15 protein-coding genes are annotated in these 16,419 nt (G+C 70.0%); 7 read left to right on the top strand and 8 right to left on the bottom strand.

Going from position 1 to position 16,419, the window contains the following annotated elements; genetic code table 11:
* Window position 1 precedes the first annotated feature (1 nt).
* The 5 genes from NC7_RS12925 to NC7_RS29830 all read left to right on the top strand — a co-directional run bounded on the left by NC7_RS12925 (window position 2) and on the right by NC7_RS29830 (window position 4,745).
* On the top strand, window positions 2-730 hold the full coding sequence (locus NC7_RS12925; RefSeq protein WP_067982752.1) for an enoyl-CoA hydratase: 729 nt from the start codon (window positions 2-4) through the stop codon (window positions 728-730).
* The gene (locus tag NC7_RS12920) at window positions 730-1,863 is read left to right on the top strand and encodes an MBL fold metallo-hydrolase (protein ID WP_067982503.1); all 1,134 of its coding nucleotides are present in this window, start codon (window positions 730-732) and stop codon (window positions 1,861-1,863) included. The genes NC7_RS12925 and NC7_RS12920 overlap by 1 nt, the downstream gene beginning before the upstream one ends.
* A gap of 60 nt (window positions 1,864-1,923) precedes the next feature.
* Entirely contained in the window at window positions 1,924-2,172 is a 249-nt protein-coding gene (locus NC7_RS12915; RefSeq protein WP_067982749.1) for an antitoxin, read from the top strand.
* 51 nt (window positions 2,173-2,223) lie between these two features.
* Window positions 2,224-4,491 carry an ATP-dependent DNA ligase gene (locus NC7_RS12910; protein WP_067982500.1) on the top strand — a complete coding sequence of 756 codons (2,268 nt, stop codon included), beginning with the start codon at window positions 2,224-2,226 and terminating at the stop codon, window positions 4,489-4,491.
* 74 nt (window positions 4,492-4,565) lie between these two features.
* Window positions 4,566-4,745 (top strand): antitoxin, encoded by a 180-nt coding sequence (locus NC7_RS29830; protein ID WP_225281792.1) that lies wholly within the window; start codon window positions 4,566-4,568, stop codon window positions 4,743-4,745.
* A 79-nt stretch (window positions 4,746-4,824) separates the two neighbouring features.
* Here the strand turns inward: NC7_RS29830 and NC7_RS12900 are convergent, their stop codons facing one another.
* The 3 genes from NC7_RS12900 to NC7_RS12890 form a co-directional block, all read right to left on the bottom strand.
* Window positions 4,825-5,460 carry a DUF8020 domain-containing protein gene (locus NC7_RS12900; RefSeq protein ID WP_067982498.1) on the bottom strand — a complete coding sequence of 212 codons (636 nt, stop codon included), beginning with the start codon at window positions 5,458-5,460 and terminating at the stop codon, window positions 4,825-4,827.
* A gap of 211 nt (window positions 5,461-5,671) precedes the next feature.
* Window positions 5,672-6,412 (bottom strand): energy-coupling factor transporter transmembrane component T family protein, encoded by a 741-nt coding sequence (locus NC7_RS12895; RefSeq protein ID WP_067982495.1) that lies wholly within the window; start codon window positions 6,410-6,412, stop codon window positions 5,672-5,674.
* A complete protein-coding gene (locus tag NC7_RS12890) occupies window positions 6,409-8,502 on the bottom strand; it encodes an ABC transporter ATP-binding protein (protein WP_067982493.1) in 2,094 nt (697 codons plus the stop codon). The genes NC7_RS12895 and NC7_RS12890 overlap by 4 nt, the downstream gene beginning before the upstream one ends.
* A 95-nt stretch (window positions 8,503-8,597) precedes the next feature.
* Here NC7_RS12890 and NC7_RS12885 point away from each other — a divergent pair, with 95 nt between their 5' ends.
* Complete coding sequence (locus tag NC7_RS12885) at window positions 8,598-11,420, top strand: AfsR/SARP family transcriptional regulator (RefSeq protein ID WP_236573242.1); 2,823 nt, start codon at window positions 8,598-8,600, stop codon at window positions 11,418-11,420.
* Window positions 11,421-11,589: 169 nt separating this feature from the next.
* On the opposite strand, the gene NC7_RS12880 is transcribed toward NC7_RS12885, so the two are convergent.
* Together NC7_RS12880 and NC7_RS12875 are read right to left on the bottom strand one after the other, a co-directional pair.
* On the bottom strand, window positions 11,590-12,768 hold the full coding sequence (locus NC7_RS12880) for an acyl-CoA dehydrogenase family protein (RefSeq protein WP_067982490.1): 1,179 nt from the start codon (window positions 12,766-12,768) through the stop codon (window positions 11,590-11,592).
* A 95-nt stretch (window positions 12,769-12,863) separates the two neighbouring features.
* The gene (locus NC7_RS12875; protein WP_067982487.1) at window positions 12,864-13,643 is read right to left on the bottom strand and encodes a metallophosphoesterase; all 780 of its coding nucleotides are present in this window, start codon (window positions 13,641-13,643) and stop codon (window positions 12,864-12,866) included.
* A gap of 274 nt (window positions 13,644-13,917) precedes the next feature.
* On the opposite strand from NC7_RS12875, the gene NC7_RS12870 reads away from it, so the two are divergent.
* Entirely contained in the window at window positions 13,918-14,460 is a 543-nt protein-coding gene (locus NC7_RS12870) for a DUF4333 domain-containing protein (protein ID WP_084458444.1), read from the top strand.
* Here the strand turns inward: NC7_RS12870 and NC7_RS12865 are convergent, their stop codons facing one another.
* The 3 genes from NC7_RS12865 to NC7_RS12860 are packed head-to-tail and all read right to left on the bottom strand — an operon-like array spanning window position 14,461 to window position 16,361.
* The gene (locus NC7_RS12865) at window positions 14,461-15,222 is read right to left on the bottom strand and encodes an RluA family pseudouridine synthase (RefSeq protein WP_084458443.1); all 762 of its coding nucleotides are present in this window, start codon (window positions 15,220-15,222) and stop codon (window positions 14,461-14,463) included. It abuts the gene before it with no gap.
* Window positions 15,223-15,237: 15 nt separating this feature from the next.
* Window positions 15,238-15,363: a hypothetical protein gene (locus NC7_RS30150; protein ID WP_255285052.1), complete on the bottom strand. Its 126-nt coding sequence runs from the start codon at window positions 15,361-15,363 to the stop codon at window positions 15,238-15,240.
* 11 nt (window positions 15,364-15,374) lie between these two features.
* Window positions 15,375-16,361: an adenylate/guanylate cyclase domain-containing protein gene (locus NC7_RS12860; RefSeq protein ID WP_067982477.1), complete on the bottom strand. Its 987-nt coding sequence runs from the start codon at window positions 16,359-16,361 to the stop codon at window positions 15,375-15,377.
* Window positions 16,362-16,419 lie beyond the last annotated feature (58 nt).

Below are 16,419 nucleotides of genomic sequence, written 5' to 3'. Positions count from 1 at the left end.
CATGCTCGGCGTGACCCGCGATGGCGACGTGATCACCATCGAACTGCAGCGCGAACAGCGGCGCAACGCGCTCAACGAGGAGCTGGTCGCCCAGCTGCGCACGGCCGTGCTCGAGGCCGTCGACCAGGGGGCGCGGGCGATCGTGCTCACCGGGCGTGGCCCGATCTTCAGTGCGGGCGCCGACCTGTCGGGTGTGTACTCCGAGAACTTCCTGACCGGTCTGCTCGACATGCTGCACACCATCGAGAGCCTGCCGGTGCCGGTCATCTCGGCGATCAACGGTGGCGCGATCGGCGCCGGGGTGCAGCTGGCGCTCGCCTCGGATCTGCGGGTGATCGAGCCCGACGCCTACATCGCGGTGCCCGCCGCCAAGCTCGGCATCTCGGTGGACCGGTGGACCGTCGCGCGGCTGGCCGCCCTGATCGGCGGCGGCCCGGCCCGCACCATCCTGCTCGGTGCCGAAACCGTCAGCGCCGCAGACGCTTACGCGTTCGGTTTCGCCAACAAGATCGGCACCGTGGCCGATGCGAAGGCCTGGGCGAAGTCGATCGCCCAGCTCGCGCCGCTGTCGCTGCGGGCCATGAAGCTCATGCTCAACGACGACGGCACCCGCGTTCCCGCCAGCGAGCAGCTGGAGACAGCGCTGTCGGCGGCCTGGACCAGCGACGACGCGCAGGAAGGCCGACTGGCTCGGCAGGAGAAGCGTCCGGCGAAATTCCAGGGGCGCTGATGAATCCGGCCCGGTTCGCGGGATCGGTGGCGAGTGCGCTCGGGCTGGCCTGGGTGGGGCGTGCCGTGTGGGGCCTGCCGAGGGCGCTCGGTGCCGGACCCTCGGAGATCGCGCCGACGGCGCTCGGCAAGTCGTCCTACCGCGACGGCCGCTTCCACAACACCGAGGCCAGCGCGATGATCGCGACGGGTTCGGCGGTGTCGCTGGTGTGGTCGGGGCTCACCCAGGGGCGGGTCGGGCGGCCGAGACGACCGGTTCCGCTGGTGCCGCCCGCGCTGCCCGAGCAGGCCGCGGACCTGGCCGTCACCTGGTACGGGCACGCGAGCGCGCTGATCGAACTCGACGGGTACCGCGTGCTCGCCGATCCGGTGTGGAGCGAGCGGGTCTCGCCGTCGCCGGTGATCGGTCCCGCCCGATTGCATCCGGTGCCGGGTGCGCTGACCGCCCTGCCGAAGGTCGATGCCGTGGTGATCTCCCACGACCACTACGACCATCTCGACAAGGCCACCGTGGACGAACTGGTCCGCGCCCAGCTCGCACCGTTCGTGGTGCCGACCGGGATCGGCGCGCACCTGCGGCTGTGGGGCGTGCCGGATGACCGCATCATCGAATTGGACTGGGGCGGTTCGGTTTCCCTCGGTCGCACGGCGGGCGATCGTGGGCTCACCATCACCTGCGCCGAGGCACGCCACTTCTCCGGTCGCGGCCTGACCCGCAACACCACGCTGTGGGCGTCGTGGGCGCTGGCCGGGCCGACCAAGCGGGTGTATTTCGGCGGCGACACCGGATACACCAAGGCTTTCGCGCAGGCCGGGGCGGTGCTCGGACCGTTCGATCTCACCCTGCTCCCGATCGGTGCCTACGACGAGCGCTGGACCGATGTCCACATGAACCCCGAGGAAGCGGTGCGCGCCCACGCCGCACTGTGCCTCGGCGACCCCGGCCACGGGCTCTTCGTCCCGATTCACTGGGCGACCTTCAACCTCGCTTTCCACGGCTGGGCCGAACCGGTGCGCAGACTGGTGTCGGCGGCCGATGCGGCGGGTACCGCGATCGCGATACCCAAGCCGGGTGAGCGGGTGGTTCCGAATGACCTCCCACCACGGGTTTCGTGGTGGGAAGATGTGGAGTGAACCTTTCGGCTCAGACCAGCGATGGGCGATCGCGCGAAACCGGGAAAGGAACATCGGCAGATGAGTCTCGTGGACACCTTGAAGGGCTTGCTCGGTAAGGGCAAGGAGGCCGCCGCGCAGAACGCGGACAAGATCAACGATGCGGTCGACAAGGCAGGCACCTTCATCGACGACAAAACCAAGGGCAAGTACACCGACAAGATCGAGAAGGGCAAGGAAGCCGCCAAGAAGGCCGTGCCCCCGCAGCAGCCGGGCGCGGGACCTGCCACCGGTGGCACCACCCCGACCGATCCGGGACCGAAGGCCTGATCCGGTGCGCGGGGGCCGCGACGACGCGGCCTCCGCCGCCGGGCCACGTCGATGGCCCGCCGCGAGTTCCGTGGTGCGCCGGGTGAACCGGACGTCGAGGTAGAGCTCAGCAACCTCGACAAGGTGTTGTACCCCGCCACCGGAACCACCAAAGGTGAAGTGATCGCCTACTATTCGGCGATCACCGAGGCCATCGCGCCGCATATCGCCGGTCGTGCGGTCACCAGGAAGCGGTGGCCCAACGGGGTGGACCACCCCGATTTCTTCGAGAAGAACCTGCCCGAGCACGCGCCCGCGTGGTTGCACCGCGCCGCGCTCGAGCATTCCAGTCGCCGGGTGGTGTATCCGCTCATCGATTCCGAGGCGGCGATGGCCTGGCTCGGGCAGCAGGCGGCGCTGGAAATCCATGTGCCGCAGTGGCGTTTCGATGCGGGCGAGCGTGGACCGGCCACCCGTATCGTGTTCGACCTCGATCCAGGGCCCGGTGCGGGTCTGGTCGAGTGCGCCACGGTGGCGCTGGCCGTGCGTGACATGGTCGGCGCGATCGGGATGCGCGCGTTTCCGGTGACCAGTGGCAGCAAGGGGATTCACCTCTACGTGCCGCTGGATCGGCCGGTGAGTTCGCGCGGCGCGTCGACGGTCGCCAAACAGGTGGCGACCAATCTGGAGAAGCTGCACCCCGACCTCGTCACCGCGACGATGGCGAAGTCGGCGCGGGGCGGCAAGGTGTTCCTCGACTGGAGCCAGAACAACGCCGCCAAGACGACCATCGCGCCCTATTCGCTGCGCGGACGCACCGAACCCAATGCCGCGGCCCCGCGCGACTGGGCCGAGATCGAGGACGGGAAGTCGTTGCGGCAGTTGCGCTTCGACGAGGTACTCGCCCGCTGGAAAGCCGACGGCGACCTGCTGGCCGACCTCGACCCGCCACTGCCCGCCCGACCCGACTCGCTCACCAGGTACCGCAGCATGCGCGACCCGGGGCGCACACCGGAACCGGTCCCCGCCGCCGCCCCCGAACGTGGTTCCGACGACCGGTTCGTGATCCAGGAACATCACGCCCGCCGCCTGCACTGGGATGTGCGCCTCGAACGCGACGGCGTGCTGGCCTCCTGGGCGGTCCCCAAGGGTCCGCCGACCGAGCCCAAACACAACCGCCTCGCGGTGCGCACCGAGGACCACCCGCTGGAATACCTCGACTTCCACGGCACCATCCCCAAGGGCGAGTACGGCGCCGGGGAGATGACGATCTGGGATTCGGGCACCTACCGCACCGAGAAGTGGCGCGACGACGAGGTGATCGTCGAGTTCGACGGCAAGAAGGTGCGCGGCCGCTACGCCTTCATCCAGACCAGGGGTGACCAGTGGCTGATGCACTACATGCGCGACCAGGGCGCACGGGAAGTGCTGTCCGACAGCGGGTCCCGCTCGTTTCCCCGTGGGTTGTCGCCGATGCTCGCGACGGCCGGGGACGTGGAGTCGTTGCGGCCGCCGGAGTGGGAGTTCGAGACCAAGTGGGACGGGTTCCGGGTGATCGTCGAGATCGACGACGGCGCCGTCACCGTGCGCAGCCGCCGGGGCAACACCGTCACGGCGCGATATCCGCGCCTGGCCGCGCTGGCCGCCGAACTCGCCGGGCACCGGGTGGTGCTCGACGGGGAGGCGGTCGTCCTCGACGAGCACGGCATCTCGGATATCTCGGCGCTGCAAGCGGATTCGGCCCGGGCGATCTTCGTCGCCTTCGACGTCCTGTACCTCGACGGCACCTCGCTGCTGCGTAAGAAATACAGCGACCGCCGGGTGGTCCTCGAGGCCTTGGGGCGGCTGGCTCCGTCGATGAACGTGTCGGAACGGCTCGGCGGTTCCGGTGCCGAGGCGATGGAGCTCAGCCGTGCGCAGGGCCAGGAGGGTGTGGTCGCCAAGCGGGTCGATTCGGTGTATCAACCGGGCAAACGCGGCCAGACCTGGATCAAGCAGCGGAACTGGCGGTCCAGGGAGGTGGTGATCGGCGGGTGGCGGCCGAGCACCGCCCGGCCGTTCAAATCGCTGCTGCTCGGCATCCCGCACGACGACGACTTCGTCTACGTCGGCCGAGTGGGTACCGGATTCGACCACGAGCAGCAGCGCCGCCTCGCCGAACAGTTCCGTCGGCTGCGCCGCAAGACATCTCCGTTCACCAACGAGATGACGGCCGAGGAGATCAAGGACTCCGAGTGGGTCACCCCGAGCATCGCGGGAACCGTGCGGTTCCAGGCGTGGACCGACACGGGCCGCCTGTGGCATCCGGTCTGGGACGGTGTGACAAGTTCGCCACGATGATGCTCGCGCGCGAAAGCTGCGGCGTTGCTAGGGTGATCGCGTTGTACCCGGTTCGAATCAGCGAGGAGTACGCGGTGGATTTCAAGAACCTGGCGGACAAGGCGATGGGCCTTGCCTCCCAGCATGCCGACAAGGTCGACGACGTCATCGAGAAGGCCGGTGACGTGGTGGACAACAAGACCGGCGGCAAGTTCGCCGGTCAGGTCGACTCGGCTCAGGAAGCGGCGAAGAACGCGCTGCGCGACAAGGCCTGAGGCCGACGGCGGGCCGGCCGCCACCGGCCCGCCGGACCAACGCGCTGAGAGTTTGCTCCCAGCGCGTTGCCTTCGGGGATTACCCGGCCTGCGCCCACCGGGTGGTGCCCGGCGGCGCGGCCAAGGTGTTGATCAGGTCGATGCCCGCGACGATCAGGGTCGGCCCACCGGCGACGATGGTGCCGATGATCGCGCCGACCGACGCACCGGTGATGAAGCCCGGCAGTGCGCCGACGCCACCGGCGGCAGCGCCGACGACCAGGCCGATCACCGCGCCGATGGCCATCCCGACGAAGCTGCCGATGGCGGTGGCCAGGCCGAAGGTCGAGGCGAAATTGGCCTGTGCCGCATAGTTTTCCGAGGGCGAGGCCACCGGGGTGAGGTTGGGCCGCGCGAGGGCCGCGTCCTTCACGGCGATCAGTTCGAGCTTGCGGCCCTCGTCGGTCACCGCGTGCGGCAGCGGGTACTCGAGCGCGCCGTCGCGCACCGAGAGCGGCAGCGACAACAGGGTGGCGCCCGCTTCGTCGCGGACCTGGACGGCGCCGTCGGTGACGGAGAAGGTGCCGTGCGTGAGCGTGGTGACAACGGTGTTGCCGTGCAACTCGGTGCGGAACTCGACGCTCGGTGGCACCGGTTCGGCGTTCGCGACGCCGGTTCCGACCAGCGCTGCCGCGAGCACCGGAATGGCGACCGCGGCGATCTTACGGATGATCATGTGAACATTCCCATCTGGTTTTCATCAGGAGACGTGCCCAAACGAAGGCGCCGCGTTCGTTGCTTCCCCCGAGAAGCGAGCGTCGGCACGTGAAAGCGGTCCAGCTCGGTTGTGGGTTGAACGCTAGTCGTCTCGCTGGTGTCTCACAGGGGAATTCAGATTTTAAACATGAAATTCCTCATAGATAACCGCTATCGCGAGCCGTGATCGTTCACAGGGCGGCGTTGAGCCCGAGCGCACCCGCGCAAACCGCGAACACGATCGCGAGTGCCACGGCATCGCGCCTGGTCGGGCCGCTGGGGTGGGCGGTGAGCATACCGGTGCCACCGCGTGCGGTGATGGCCTCGGCCAGTTCGCCCGCCCGCCGCGACGACACCGCCATGCACGCGGTGAGAATGTCGATGAGCGGGTTCGCGTCGGACGCGCGGTGCAGCAGGCTCTCCTTCGGGCGCAGCTTGCGGGCCGCGCGCAGCACCCGGATCTCGTCGAGCAGCAGCGGCAGGCCGCGCAGGGTGAGCGCGACGACCACCGCCCACTCGTCGACCGGCAGCTTCAGCTTGCGCAGCGGCGCGCCGAGCTTGGCCAGCGCGGGCGCGACCTCACCCATCGGGGTGGTGAACGCGATCAGCAGCGAGGCACCGAGCAGCACCAGACCGAAGACGACCACCTGGGCGTAGACCAGCACCCCGCGTGTCCCGTTGGGGATGTTGACCAGCCCGCCGAGCACGACCAGACCCCAGAACCACAGCGGCAGGCGTGGCAGCGCGCCGAGCGGGATCCTGGCCACCACCGCGATCGCGATCAGGAAGACGATGATGACGCCGAGTACCGGCCACATCGGCCAGAACATCAGCAGCAGGCTGATGGTGAACGCGGCGATCATCTTGGTGCCAGCCCACAGCCGGTGCACCACGCTGTCCACCGGTACTTCCCGCAACAACACGGTGCTCATCGGGCCACTCCGTTCCCCGGTTCGTTGCGGGAGTTGTCCAGCCGCCACAGCGGCTCGGTGCGCCCGGCGACGGCGCCGACGGCCTGTCTCGCGGTCTCGACGACCACACCGGAGTCCAGGTGGACCGTGCGATCGCAGACCGCCGACACGTCGGCGACATCGTGCGAGATGACGATCAGGGTGAGCCCCGAATCACGCAGTCGGGCAAGCAGTTCCACCACTTCCGCGCGGCCCTGCGGGTCGAGTCCGGCCAGTGGTTCGTCGAGGACGACCACCTGGGGACGGCTGGCGACCATCGCCGCGAGCACCACCCGTCTGGCCTGACCGCCGCTGAGTTCGTCGACCGATCGGGCCGCGACGGCCCGGTCGAGGCCCACCGCGTCGAGCGCGCGGCCGACGGCGCCGGAACCGGTGGTCTTGCCGCCCCAGTCGGCGATCTCCTCGCCGACGGTCTGCTTCTGCAGTTGCAGCCGGGAATGCTGGAACGCCAGGGTGACGTGCCCGATCTGCTTGTCGACCGGGGTGCCGCGCAGTTCGCAGCGGCCCTCACTCGGGGCGATCAACCCGGCGATGATCCAGGCCAGCGTCGATTTGCCCGATCCGTTGCCGCCGACCACGAGCAGCGCCTCGCCGCGGCGCACCGACAGGTCGACGCCGTGCAGGGCCGGTGCCTCCCACGGGGTGCCGCGGTTGTAGGTGTGGCGCACGCCGCTGAGTTCGAGGATGGGTTCGCCCATCGGGGCGCGGCGCTGATCGCGGACCGGTTGTGGCCAGGCCGCGAGCCGGTCGACCATGCGGCCCTGCGCCAGGTGGAGCACCCGGTCGGCGGCGCTCGCGTCGGCTTCGTGGTGGGTCACCAGCACCACCGCGGTGCCGTGGCGCCGTGGCAGCCGCGCCAGCAGGGCGACCAGGTCGCGGCGGCCGTCCGGGTCGATCATCGAGGTGGCTTCGTCGGCGATCAGCAGGGCCGGGCGCCGGGCCAGAGCGGCGGCGACGGCGAGACGCTGCTGTTGTCCGCCGGACAGGGTGGCGGTTTCGCGACGGCCCATCCCGGCCAGTCCGACCTCGGCGAGCAGGGCGTCGACGTCGACCTCGGCGGCGAGTTCGGGCGGCAGGCCCCACACCACGTCGTCGGCGACGGAGACGCCGAGCGTCTGGCTTTCGGGTCGTTGCAGCACCAGCGCGGTACCGTCAAGCTGGCCGAGGCCCGCCGAGCCCGGCCGGTCGACGGCACCCGAGGTCGGCGGCCGTCCCGCGAGCACCCGGGTGAGTGTCGATTTGCCCGACCCGTTGTGGCCGACCACGGCGACGAACTCACCGGGCCGGATGGTGAGGTCGATGTCGGCGAGCGCGTCGGTATCGGCTCCGGGGTACCGGAAACCCACGCCGTGCAGGGAGACGGGCAGCGGGGCGATCTGCCGGTCGTCCGCCGGTGCGTCGAGCCGGTCGCTGCCCGGCAGCCATCGCAGCCGGTCGAGCACCGAGCCGAGCACGAACCAGGAGACGAGCGTGCTCACGAACACGCCGAGCGCCACCGAGCCGCCGATGTAGAGCCACCACCAGCGCAGGACGGCGTCGGTGGCCTCGGTGGCCATCCGGCCGAGCGGTTCGAGCTGTGCCTGTCGTTCGGCGAGATTGTTGATGCCCTCGGCGGTGCTGCGGATGGCATCGAAGAACAGCTGCCTGGTGCGGGCGAACAGCAGCAGGCTCGCCACCGAGAACAACCCCCAGCCGACCCCGGCGAGCACCCCGAGCGCCAGGACGGCGGGTAGGCCGCCACCGCGCCGTTTGACGATCCCGACGATCCCGGCGACAGTGGCCGCACCGAGCACCCCGAGCGCGGGCATGATGCCCGCGGCGACGAAGGTGACCAGCCCGGCGGCGACAGTGGCGGTGACCAGTGCCCGCAGCCGGTACCGATGGGCGAGCAGCCCGAGCGGAACGGCCGCGACCAGCTGCAACGCGGCTGCCATCGGCACCAGCGAGCCCACGGTGATGAGGCCGACGGTGAGCCCGGCCATCACCGCCCCGGTCGCCAACTCGATGGGACGCAGCGGTCCGCGGGGCAGATCCGCGGGCTTGTGATTCACGTGTCCAGTCTGCCAGGGGGTTGCCCCGCTCGGATATGCGCGCCGTGTGGATTGTGTGTGGATCCGGTGTGCTCGCGTGGTCGTAGGCTTGGTCCGTGCACGAAGAGGGCCGCCAGGAGCGCTTCCATTGCGCGGTGCTCGGGCCGCTGCGAGTTCACGCGCCCGACGGCGCGGAGGTGACGCCCGCCGGAGTTCTGCCGAAAAAATTGCTGGCGCTGCTCGTGCTCCGCCGTGGCGCGGTGGTCTCGGCGGACGCGGCGATCGAGCTGTTGTGGCCGGTCGACGGGCCGAACAATCCGGTGGCTGCCCTGCACAACCAGGTGTCCCGTCTACGTCGGGTTGTGCCGATCGCGTCGACGGGCGACGGGTACCGGGTGGACCCGGACCACCTCGTCGTCGATGCCGACGAACTCGCCGCGATCCTCGACGGTGGTGGCTCGGCCGAGGAGATCCTGCGTCGCTGGGTGGGGCCCGCCTACCCGGAACTCGAGATGGTCGATGACGCCCGCGCGGAATCGGCTCGGCTGGAGGAACTTCGGGTCCGCGCACACGAATCCGAGGCCGCCCGCCTGCTCGCCGAGGGGCGAACGGACGGAGTAGCCGCCCGGCTGCGCGCACTGGTCGATGAACATCCGCTGCGAGAACACTTGCGCGCCTTGCTGATCGACGCGCTGGTAGCCACAGGCAGGCACGCCGACGCACTGCGCGTCTACGACGAGTTCCGCAGACTACTGGCCGCCGAACTCGGTACCGAACCGTCGGAGCCGTTGCGGGCAAGGTATCGAAGGCTGCTGGCGGGTGAGGTGGAAACGGATGCGCCCCAACCACTTCCGATGCCGGTCACCGCGCTGATCGGTCGCGATGAGCTCTTGGCGCAAGCACGTGCCGTGTCGACCGACCATCGCCTCGTGACTCTCGTCGGACCCGGCGGCGTCGGCAAGACCCGCCTGATGCTGGAACTCGGGCGCGGCCACACCGGGTCGCCGGTGGTGTGGTGCGAGCTGGCCCCGGCCGATCTCGCCGGGGCGGTGACAGCCGTCGCCGCCGCCCTCGCCATCGACGTGCGCCCCGGTATCCCGCTCGACGAGCGCATCGCGGGGGTGATCCACGAGACGGAAATGCTTGTGCTCCTGGACAATTGCGAGCACGTGATCGAGCCGATCGCCGCGCTGGTCGACCTGCTGCTGCGCCGTTGCCCGAAGTTGCGGATCGTCGCGACGAGCCGGGAGCGGCTGCGAGTGGCCGGTGAACAGGTGCGTCGGGTGCCGCCGCTGGCGGTCGGCGACGGTTCGCCCGCTGTGGCGCTCTTCCTGGAGCGGGCCGCCTCGGTCACCGGCGACCTGCCGCTCGCTCCCGCGACGGTGGCCCAGGTCGGTGCCATCGTGTCCAGGCTCGACGGACTACCCCTGGCCATCGAACTGGCCGCCGCGCGGATGTACTCCCACGAGGTGGACGAGATCGCGGCGGGCCTTGATCGCCAATTCGACTTCCTCTCGGCCGGATACCGCACCGCGACCAGGCACGGTTCGCTCGCCGCCGCGGTCGCGTGGTCGGTGGATCTGCTCGATCGAGGTCTGCGGGAGACCTTCACGAGCCTGTCGGTGTTCGCCGGACCGTTCGACGTGGCGGCGGCCGCGGCCGTCTGCGGTATCGAGCTCGGCGTCGCCGCCGACGGGCTGACCGCCCTCACCGAACGCTCGCTCGTCCTGCGCGCTCCCGGTCGGCGCTACGCGCTGCTCGAAACCCTGCGCACCTTCGGCCGAACCGCCCGCGCCGCCGCCGACGACGGCGCGGGCGCCCGGCACGCAGCCTACTTCGTCGACTGGGCGGAACGGACCTGTCGGGAACTGGCCGACTCGGCCACCGCCATCACCCGCATCGACGACACGGTCACCGAACTCCACCGCGCCCTGCACTGGCTCCTCGACCACGGCGACACCCCGCGCGCCGCCCGACTCGTCGCCGCCCTGATGGACTACGGCCTGCTCCGGCTCCGCCCGGACGTGCTGGCCTGGTCGGAACTGGTGCTCGCGGCCGAGACCTCGAGCGGTCACGACGGCGCCGATCTGCCCGCGGGCGGGTTTTCCGGTCGTCTCGCCGCGGAGGTGCTCGCGGCCGCCGCCTACGCGCGGTGGATGGCCGGTGACCTGGTCGGTGCCTATGACCGGGCCGGTCGGGCTCTCGCCGCCTGCGCGGACCCGCCGTACAACGCCTACGGTGCGTACGGCGTGTGCGAGCTGTTCTCGGGACGGTTCGCGGAGTCGGCTCAGTGGTACCGCCGGGCCGCTGAGATTCCCGGCCGCGAAACTCCGAACATGGACACCGCGACCTGGACGATGCTGCTCGGCTACGCAGGTGACCCGAGCGTCGGGCAACGCTGCGCCGAGCTGGCCACCGTCACAGCGATCTCCCCGTACACGGCCTACCTGCTCTACTGCGCGGGCGAGGCCGTCCTCGACGTCGACCCGGACCGGGCGCGCGAGATGTTCGACCGCGCGCTGCGGATGGCCGAGGCGACCGGCACAACATTCGTGACCGGTGTCGCGGGCGCCTCGCGCGCCTCGCTCGACGTGCGCTCGGGCCGCACCGCCGAGGCCGCAGCCGCCTACCCGGCATTGCTGCGCGCCTGGCAGCGGGCGGGCATGTGGTCCACCCAGTGGGTGATGCTGCGGTCGATCGCGCTGCTGCTCGAACAGCTCGGCCGACCGCAACGCGCCGCCGTGCTCGACGGCGCCATCCGCGCGGCCACCACCGAACAGCCCCTCGGCACGGACCGCGAGGTTCTCGACCAGCTGTCGACACGACTGCGAAAAGAGCTGGGCGACAACGTCTTCGAGCACGCCCAACGCTTCGGCGCGAGCCTCGGCAACGACGCGCTGATCGGCTACACCCTCGCGGCGCTCGGCCCGCCGCCCTGACCGTGCCCGCCACCCTGACCGTGCCCGCCGCCCTGACCGTGCCCGTGGGGCTGACGTGCCCGTGGGGCTGACGTGCCCGCTGACCTGACCGTGCCTGGGGGGCCTGACCGTGCCTGGGGGGCCTGACCGTGCCTGCGGGGCCTGACCGCGCCCCCAGGGCACGCGGGGCTCACCAGCGCGGCTGCTCGCCGATGATGCCGAGTATCGCCTTACCGACCATCTCGTGCGTCAGCGCGTCGTTGCCGGGATGGAAACCGCCGCACCGCACGTCGCGGTAGAGCCGTTCGAGTTCGTTGCCCCGGAACATGGCCGCGCCACCCACCACGTCGAGCGCGGTGTCCACCACCCGTTTGGCCGCCTCGACCGACCGCCATTTCATCGCGTAGACCTTCGGCACCCAGTCGGCGCCGTGGTCGGTTCCGGCCACCCAGTCGGCCGTGAAGCCGGTGAGTACCGCGTCGGCGGCGTCGAGTTCCAGGTACATCGAGGCGATCTGGTGCTGCACGAACGGGTTGTAGGCGTAGGCGCCCCGCTCGATCGCCATCGACTTCTTGTTCCGCGCGTTCGCCACCGCCAGTTCCAGGGCGCGGTCGGCGATGCCGAGGTACACCGCACCCATGAGCGCCAACGGCCACATCGTCATCCCCACCAGGAACGGGTGTTCCCCGTCGCCCGCTGGCACCACGCAGCCGACCCGGATATCGGGCACGAACACCTCGTCGAGGTGGGTGTCGTAGCTCTGCGTCGCCCGCATGCCGAGCGTGTCCCAGTTCTCGACGACGGTGGCGCCGTCGGAACCGCGTTTCACGAAGGCGTGCACCACTTTCGGGCCGCCCTCGGCGTCGACGTCGAGGGCGTGCGCGCCGAGCCACGACCACGCCGGGCCGTTGGAACCGAACTGTTTGCGTCCGGTCAGCCGGTAGCCGCCGTCGACGCGCCGGGCCTGGCATGTCGACAGCAGCACCGGAATGTCGTTGCCCGCCTCGGCATGTCCGGCCGCGAACACCTCGCCAGCGAGGGCTTCGGTGTAGATCCAGTCGACGGAATGGTCTCCGGCCCTTGCCATTTCGTTGGCGATGCCGATCCAGTAGGAGTGCATGGTCATCGCCAGCGCGGTGGCGGGGGCGTAGCGGGCCAGCCGTCGTTGGCTCGCCGCGAGCTGGGCCAGGTCCAGACCCCACCCGCCGCGCTCGGCCGGAACCGCCGCGGCGAGATAGCCGATGCCGCGCAGTTCGGCGAGGTCGTCGGCGAAGTAGGTGTTGGTGCGGTCGTGCCCGGCGGCGCGGGCCCGGAACCGTTCCAGCATGTCGGTCGGGATGGTGCGGGTTTCGCTGATGGTCTGCGTCATGCGGCCACTGTCCGTGGCGGCACTGTCACGGCGCTGTCACGCGCTGTCACGGGTCGCGGCCGCCGCCCGGCGAACGAGTCGGCGGCCGCGCCGGTTCAGATGTGCGGTTCGGCCAGCCAGCCGCCCAGCGCGACCGTACGGAAATGGGTGGTGAGGGTGTGGTTCTCGTCGATGACGTGCAAGGCGATGGCCGGATCCGGCGCGTAGTCCATCACGCGATGCGGCGGGGTGATCTCCCATTCACCACCGAGGACCGAGGCGGTGCTCGGACAGGTGATCATCGGCTTGCCCGCGAAGGTGGTGGCGATGGGGGAGTGGGCGTGGCCGGTGAGCACGCCGACGATGCGCGAGTCGCCCGCGACGATCGCGGCCAGGCGACCCGGGTCGGCCAGCGCGATCACGTCGACGATCGGGCTGAACAGGTGCTTCGGCGGGTGATGCAGGGCGAGCAGGATCGGGCCGTCGGCGGGCGCTTCGGCGAGGGCGGCGCGCAACCAGGCGTAGGTGTCGTCGGACAGTTCACCGCTCGGTTCGCCGGGGATGCTGGAATCGAGCATGAGCACCGTCAGCGGGCCGACGCGGTTGGCGCTGTTGACCGGTGCTGTCGAGGCGGGCTCGCCGAGCAGGCCGGTGCGGAAGTTCGCGCGGTCGTCGTGGTTGCCGGGCAGCAGGTAGACCGGGATGTCGGCGGTCAGGGCAAGGCGCGCCTCGGCGTACTGCTCGGGCTTGCCGGAATCGGTGATGTCGCCGGTGACGAGGATGACGTCGGGCCTGCGCGGCAGGTCCGCCAGGTAGCCCATCACCGCCTCGACCCGTTCGGTATTGCGTGCGCTGAGATCGAAATGGGTGTCGCTGAGCTGAGCCGCCAGGATCATCGGCAGTCGCTTTCTTCTCTGGGATCGCTCCGTTGCGTCAGAGTGCGCCGGGATGACTCATCGGCACCCTTCAAGGCTAGCTGACCTGCGCTTATCCGTCTGCATGAGCCGTACCACGGACCGAAACCCATCGGCTGGTCTGTGTGCGTTTTCACCGCGCGAAAGCTTACGTTCCCCTGCGCCGATCGGCCGGTTGTAGTACAGGTGTCCGCTGAGTGGGACCGGATGTTTACTCGCCTGGGCGAGGGGCCTGCGGCTGTGTAGCGTCACCGGTGTGTCGATCTCTCGTGCAGCGCGTCGCCCCGGCCTCCGGGTTGTGTTGAGCGCCTTGGTTTTCCCGCTCGCGCTGGCCGGATGCAGTGGCTCCTTCTCGATCGGCGGCCCCGACTACGAGGCGTTGGAGAAGGACATCGCGACCGAACTCGACAAGGCCTACACGTCGATGTCGCGGAAGGTCGATTCCGTGAAGTGCCCACGGCTGGCCGACGAACCGGCCACGGGAGACACCTTCGTCTGTGTGGCCAAGGTCGACGACAAGGACATCCGCGTGGATGTGCGGGTCGAGGACGAGGAGGGCACGGTGAAGTTCGCCACCCGAGACGTCGCGTTCGACCTCGCCGCCACGGCGGCCGGGATCAGCACGGACGCCACCGACCAGCTCGGCTTCGCGGTGACCGTCGACTGTGGTCAGGGGCTGAAGATCGTCGAGGTCGGCAGCACCTTCACCTGCACGGCGATCGAGGCCGAGGGCGATTCGGCGACCGTCGTGGTCACCGCGCGCAACGACGGCGGCAGCAGCTGGGAGATCGCCGAGTAGTCAGGCGGTCGTCCGGCGGTCGGCTTCGGCGAGCAGGTGGGCCGCCTCGTCGGGATCGGTCGTGAACGGTGCCCAGAAGTCGGGGCCCGGCGCGGCTTGCAGGTCGAGGACCGGTGGGGTGAGCCAGTCGGCGTCCAGGCGCAGCTGCCAGGAGTGCAGATGCGTGCGGGGGAGGGCGGCGGTGCGGTCGAACAGCGGGTCGCCGAGGATCGGGTGGCCGGTCCAGGCGAGTTGCACGCGGATCTGATGTCGTCGGCCGGTGACCGGGTGCAGGACGAGCAGCGCGCGGTCGTCCTTGCGGGCGATGGTGCTGAACCGGGTCAGCGAGGGGTAGTTCTTGGCGGGCAGCAGGTCGGCGTCGTCGACGAACCACCGCTCGCCGTCGCGGCGGATCGCCTCGCGCGGCGCCGCGATCCGCACCCGGTTCTTGCGCCCGACGCTCAACGGCAGGTCGAGTTCGCCCTGATCGGGCAGGTCGTCCCCGGACACGACCGCCAGATACGCCTTGCGCGCGGTCTGCTTGTTGAACTGTCGGGTCAGCTGCCCGTGTGCCGCCAGATCGGTCGCCAGCAGCACCAGCCCGGAGGTCACCTTGTCGATCCGGTGCACGGGGTACACCTGTGTCCCCGCCGCCTGCGCCAACTCGACCAGATCGGTGTCGTGCCGCTCGCCGGTCACCGAGATCCCCGACGGCTTGTTCAGGGCCACTACCGCGTCGTCGGCGAACACCGTGCACGCCTCGCGCACGCTCAGCCAGTCCATTTCCACCTCAACACCCTAGAGAACGGTGTCGTTGTCCTCGTCGCGGTGGTCGGTGCGACGCGCCCGCTCGGCGATGTGCTCGCGACGGTCTTCGCGCATCTCGTCCGGTGCGCGTGCGCTGCCGCGGTGGAGGGTCGGCAACGGTTCCGGGTTCACGCGCGGCGCAGGCGGTGGGGGCGCAGGCGGTTGAAGCCGCGGACGCGGACGCTACGCAGGTGGCGGATGGTGAATTCGGGGTGGTCGTCGAGGGCTTCGGCGGCGGCGTCGTCGATGAGGATGTTGGCGGGCCGGGCGACACCGGTGAGCCGGGCGGCGATATTGACCACCGAGCCGTACAGATCGCCGAAGCGCTGCAGGACCTCGCCGTAGGCGAAGGCGACCCGCAGTTCGGGGGTGCCGCCGACGAGCATCGTCGACTCCTGGATGGCCAGCGCGATACGCGCCGCGTCGACCGCGTTCTCGGCGGCGAACATCACCTCGTCACCGACGTTCTTGATCACCCAGCCGCCGTTGTCGGTGATCGCCGCGGTGGTGGTCGACTCGAAAGCCTCCAGCAGCGTGGACAATTCGTCGGGATGCAGGTGCCGGGTGAGTCGGGTGAAACCGACCATGTCGGCGAACCCGACGGCCAGGGTGCGGGTCGAGCCGTCCCCGGCGTCGTCGATGGACCGGGCGACGGCGGCCACCAGGTGCCTGCGCCACACATACGCCTGCAACTGCTCCACCCCCGCGAGGGTCTCCTCGGCGGCCGTCCTGATCCGTTCGGCCATGGGCAGGGCCGGATCGGCCGCCTCCGCGCGGGTTCTGACCTCGGCGAGCACCAGGTCGGCCTGCCATTCGGCCAGTCGCGCCATGCCCTGACCGATGGTGCGCGCGGCCGCGGCCTGCTGCCGAAGATTCGACGCCGCGACGACTTTCATATCGCGGAACGTGCTGACCGAGTCGATGTCGATCTGGGCGTAGTCGACCGCTTCCTCGGAGTTGGCGGGGAAGCCCATGGCCGTCCACAGCCGTCGCGATTCGGTCTCCGGCACGCCGGAGAGCTCGGCCACCTGGCTCCGGTTGAACCGTCGCGGGCCGCCGAGCAGCGCCTCCTCGACGATGCGCTGTACCAATTCGGTCATCTCGGGCTCCGACATACCTGAAACTTTACGGCCACCGGACGTACGCCTGTGGAGTCTCACCGTCGGCCTTGGC

This window comes from Nocardia caishijiensis NBRC 108228 (genome assembly GCF_001612825.1).
GTDB classification, from domain to species: domain Bacteria; phylum Actinomycetota; class Actinomycetes; order Mycobacteriales; family Mycobacteriaceae; genus Nocardia; species Nocardia caishijiensis.
This window is presented reverse-complemented; position numbering and strand designations above follow the sequence as displayed.

Bases quoted from the DNA above. Each gene is read 5' to 3' on its own strand.
- NC7_RS12925 (WP_067982752.1), top strand. From the start codon at position 2: ATGCTCGGCGTGACCCGCGATGGCGACGTGATCACCATCGAACTGCAG.
- NC7_RS12920 (WP_067982503.1), top strand. From the start codon at position 730: ATGAATCCGGCCCGGTTCGCGGGATCGGTGGCGAGTGCGCTCGGGCTG.
- NC7_RS12915 (WP_067982749.1), top strand. From the start codon at position 1,924: ATGAGTCTCGTGGACACCTTGAAGGGCTTGCTCGGTAAGGGCAAGGAG.
- NC7_RS12910 (WP_067982500.1), top strand. From the start codon at position 2,224: ATGGCCCGCCGCGAGTTCCGTGGTGCGCCGGGTGAACCGGACGTCGAG.
- NC7_RS12900 (WP_067982498.1), bottom strand. From the start codon at position 5,460: ATGATCATCCGTAAGATCGCCGCGGTCGCCATTCCGGTGCTCGCGGCA.
- NC7_RS12895 (WP_067982495.1), bottom strand. From the start codon at position 6,412: ATGAGCACCGTGTTGTTGCGGGAAGTACCGGTGGACAGCGTGGTGCAC.
- NC7_RS12880 (WP_067982490.1), bottom strand. From the start codon at position 12,768: ATGACGCAGACCATCAGCGAAACCCGCACCATCCCGACCGACATGCTG.
- NC7_RS12875 (WP_067982487.1), bottom strand. From the start codon at position 13,643: ATGATCCTGGCGGCTCAGCTCAGCGACACCCATTTCGATCTCAGCGCA.
- NC7_RS12865 (WP_084458443.1), bottom strand. From the start codon at position 15,222: ATGGACTGGCTGAGCGTGCGCGAGGCGTGCACGGTGTTCGCCGACGAC.
- NC7_RS12860 (WP_067982477.1), bottom strand. From the start codon at position 16,361: ATGTCGGAGCCCGAGATGACCGAATTGGTACAGCGCATCGTCGAGGAG.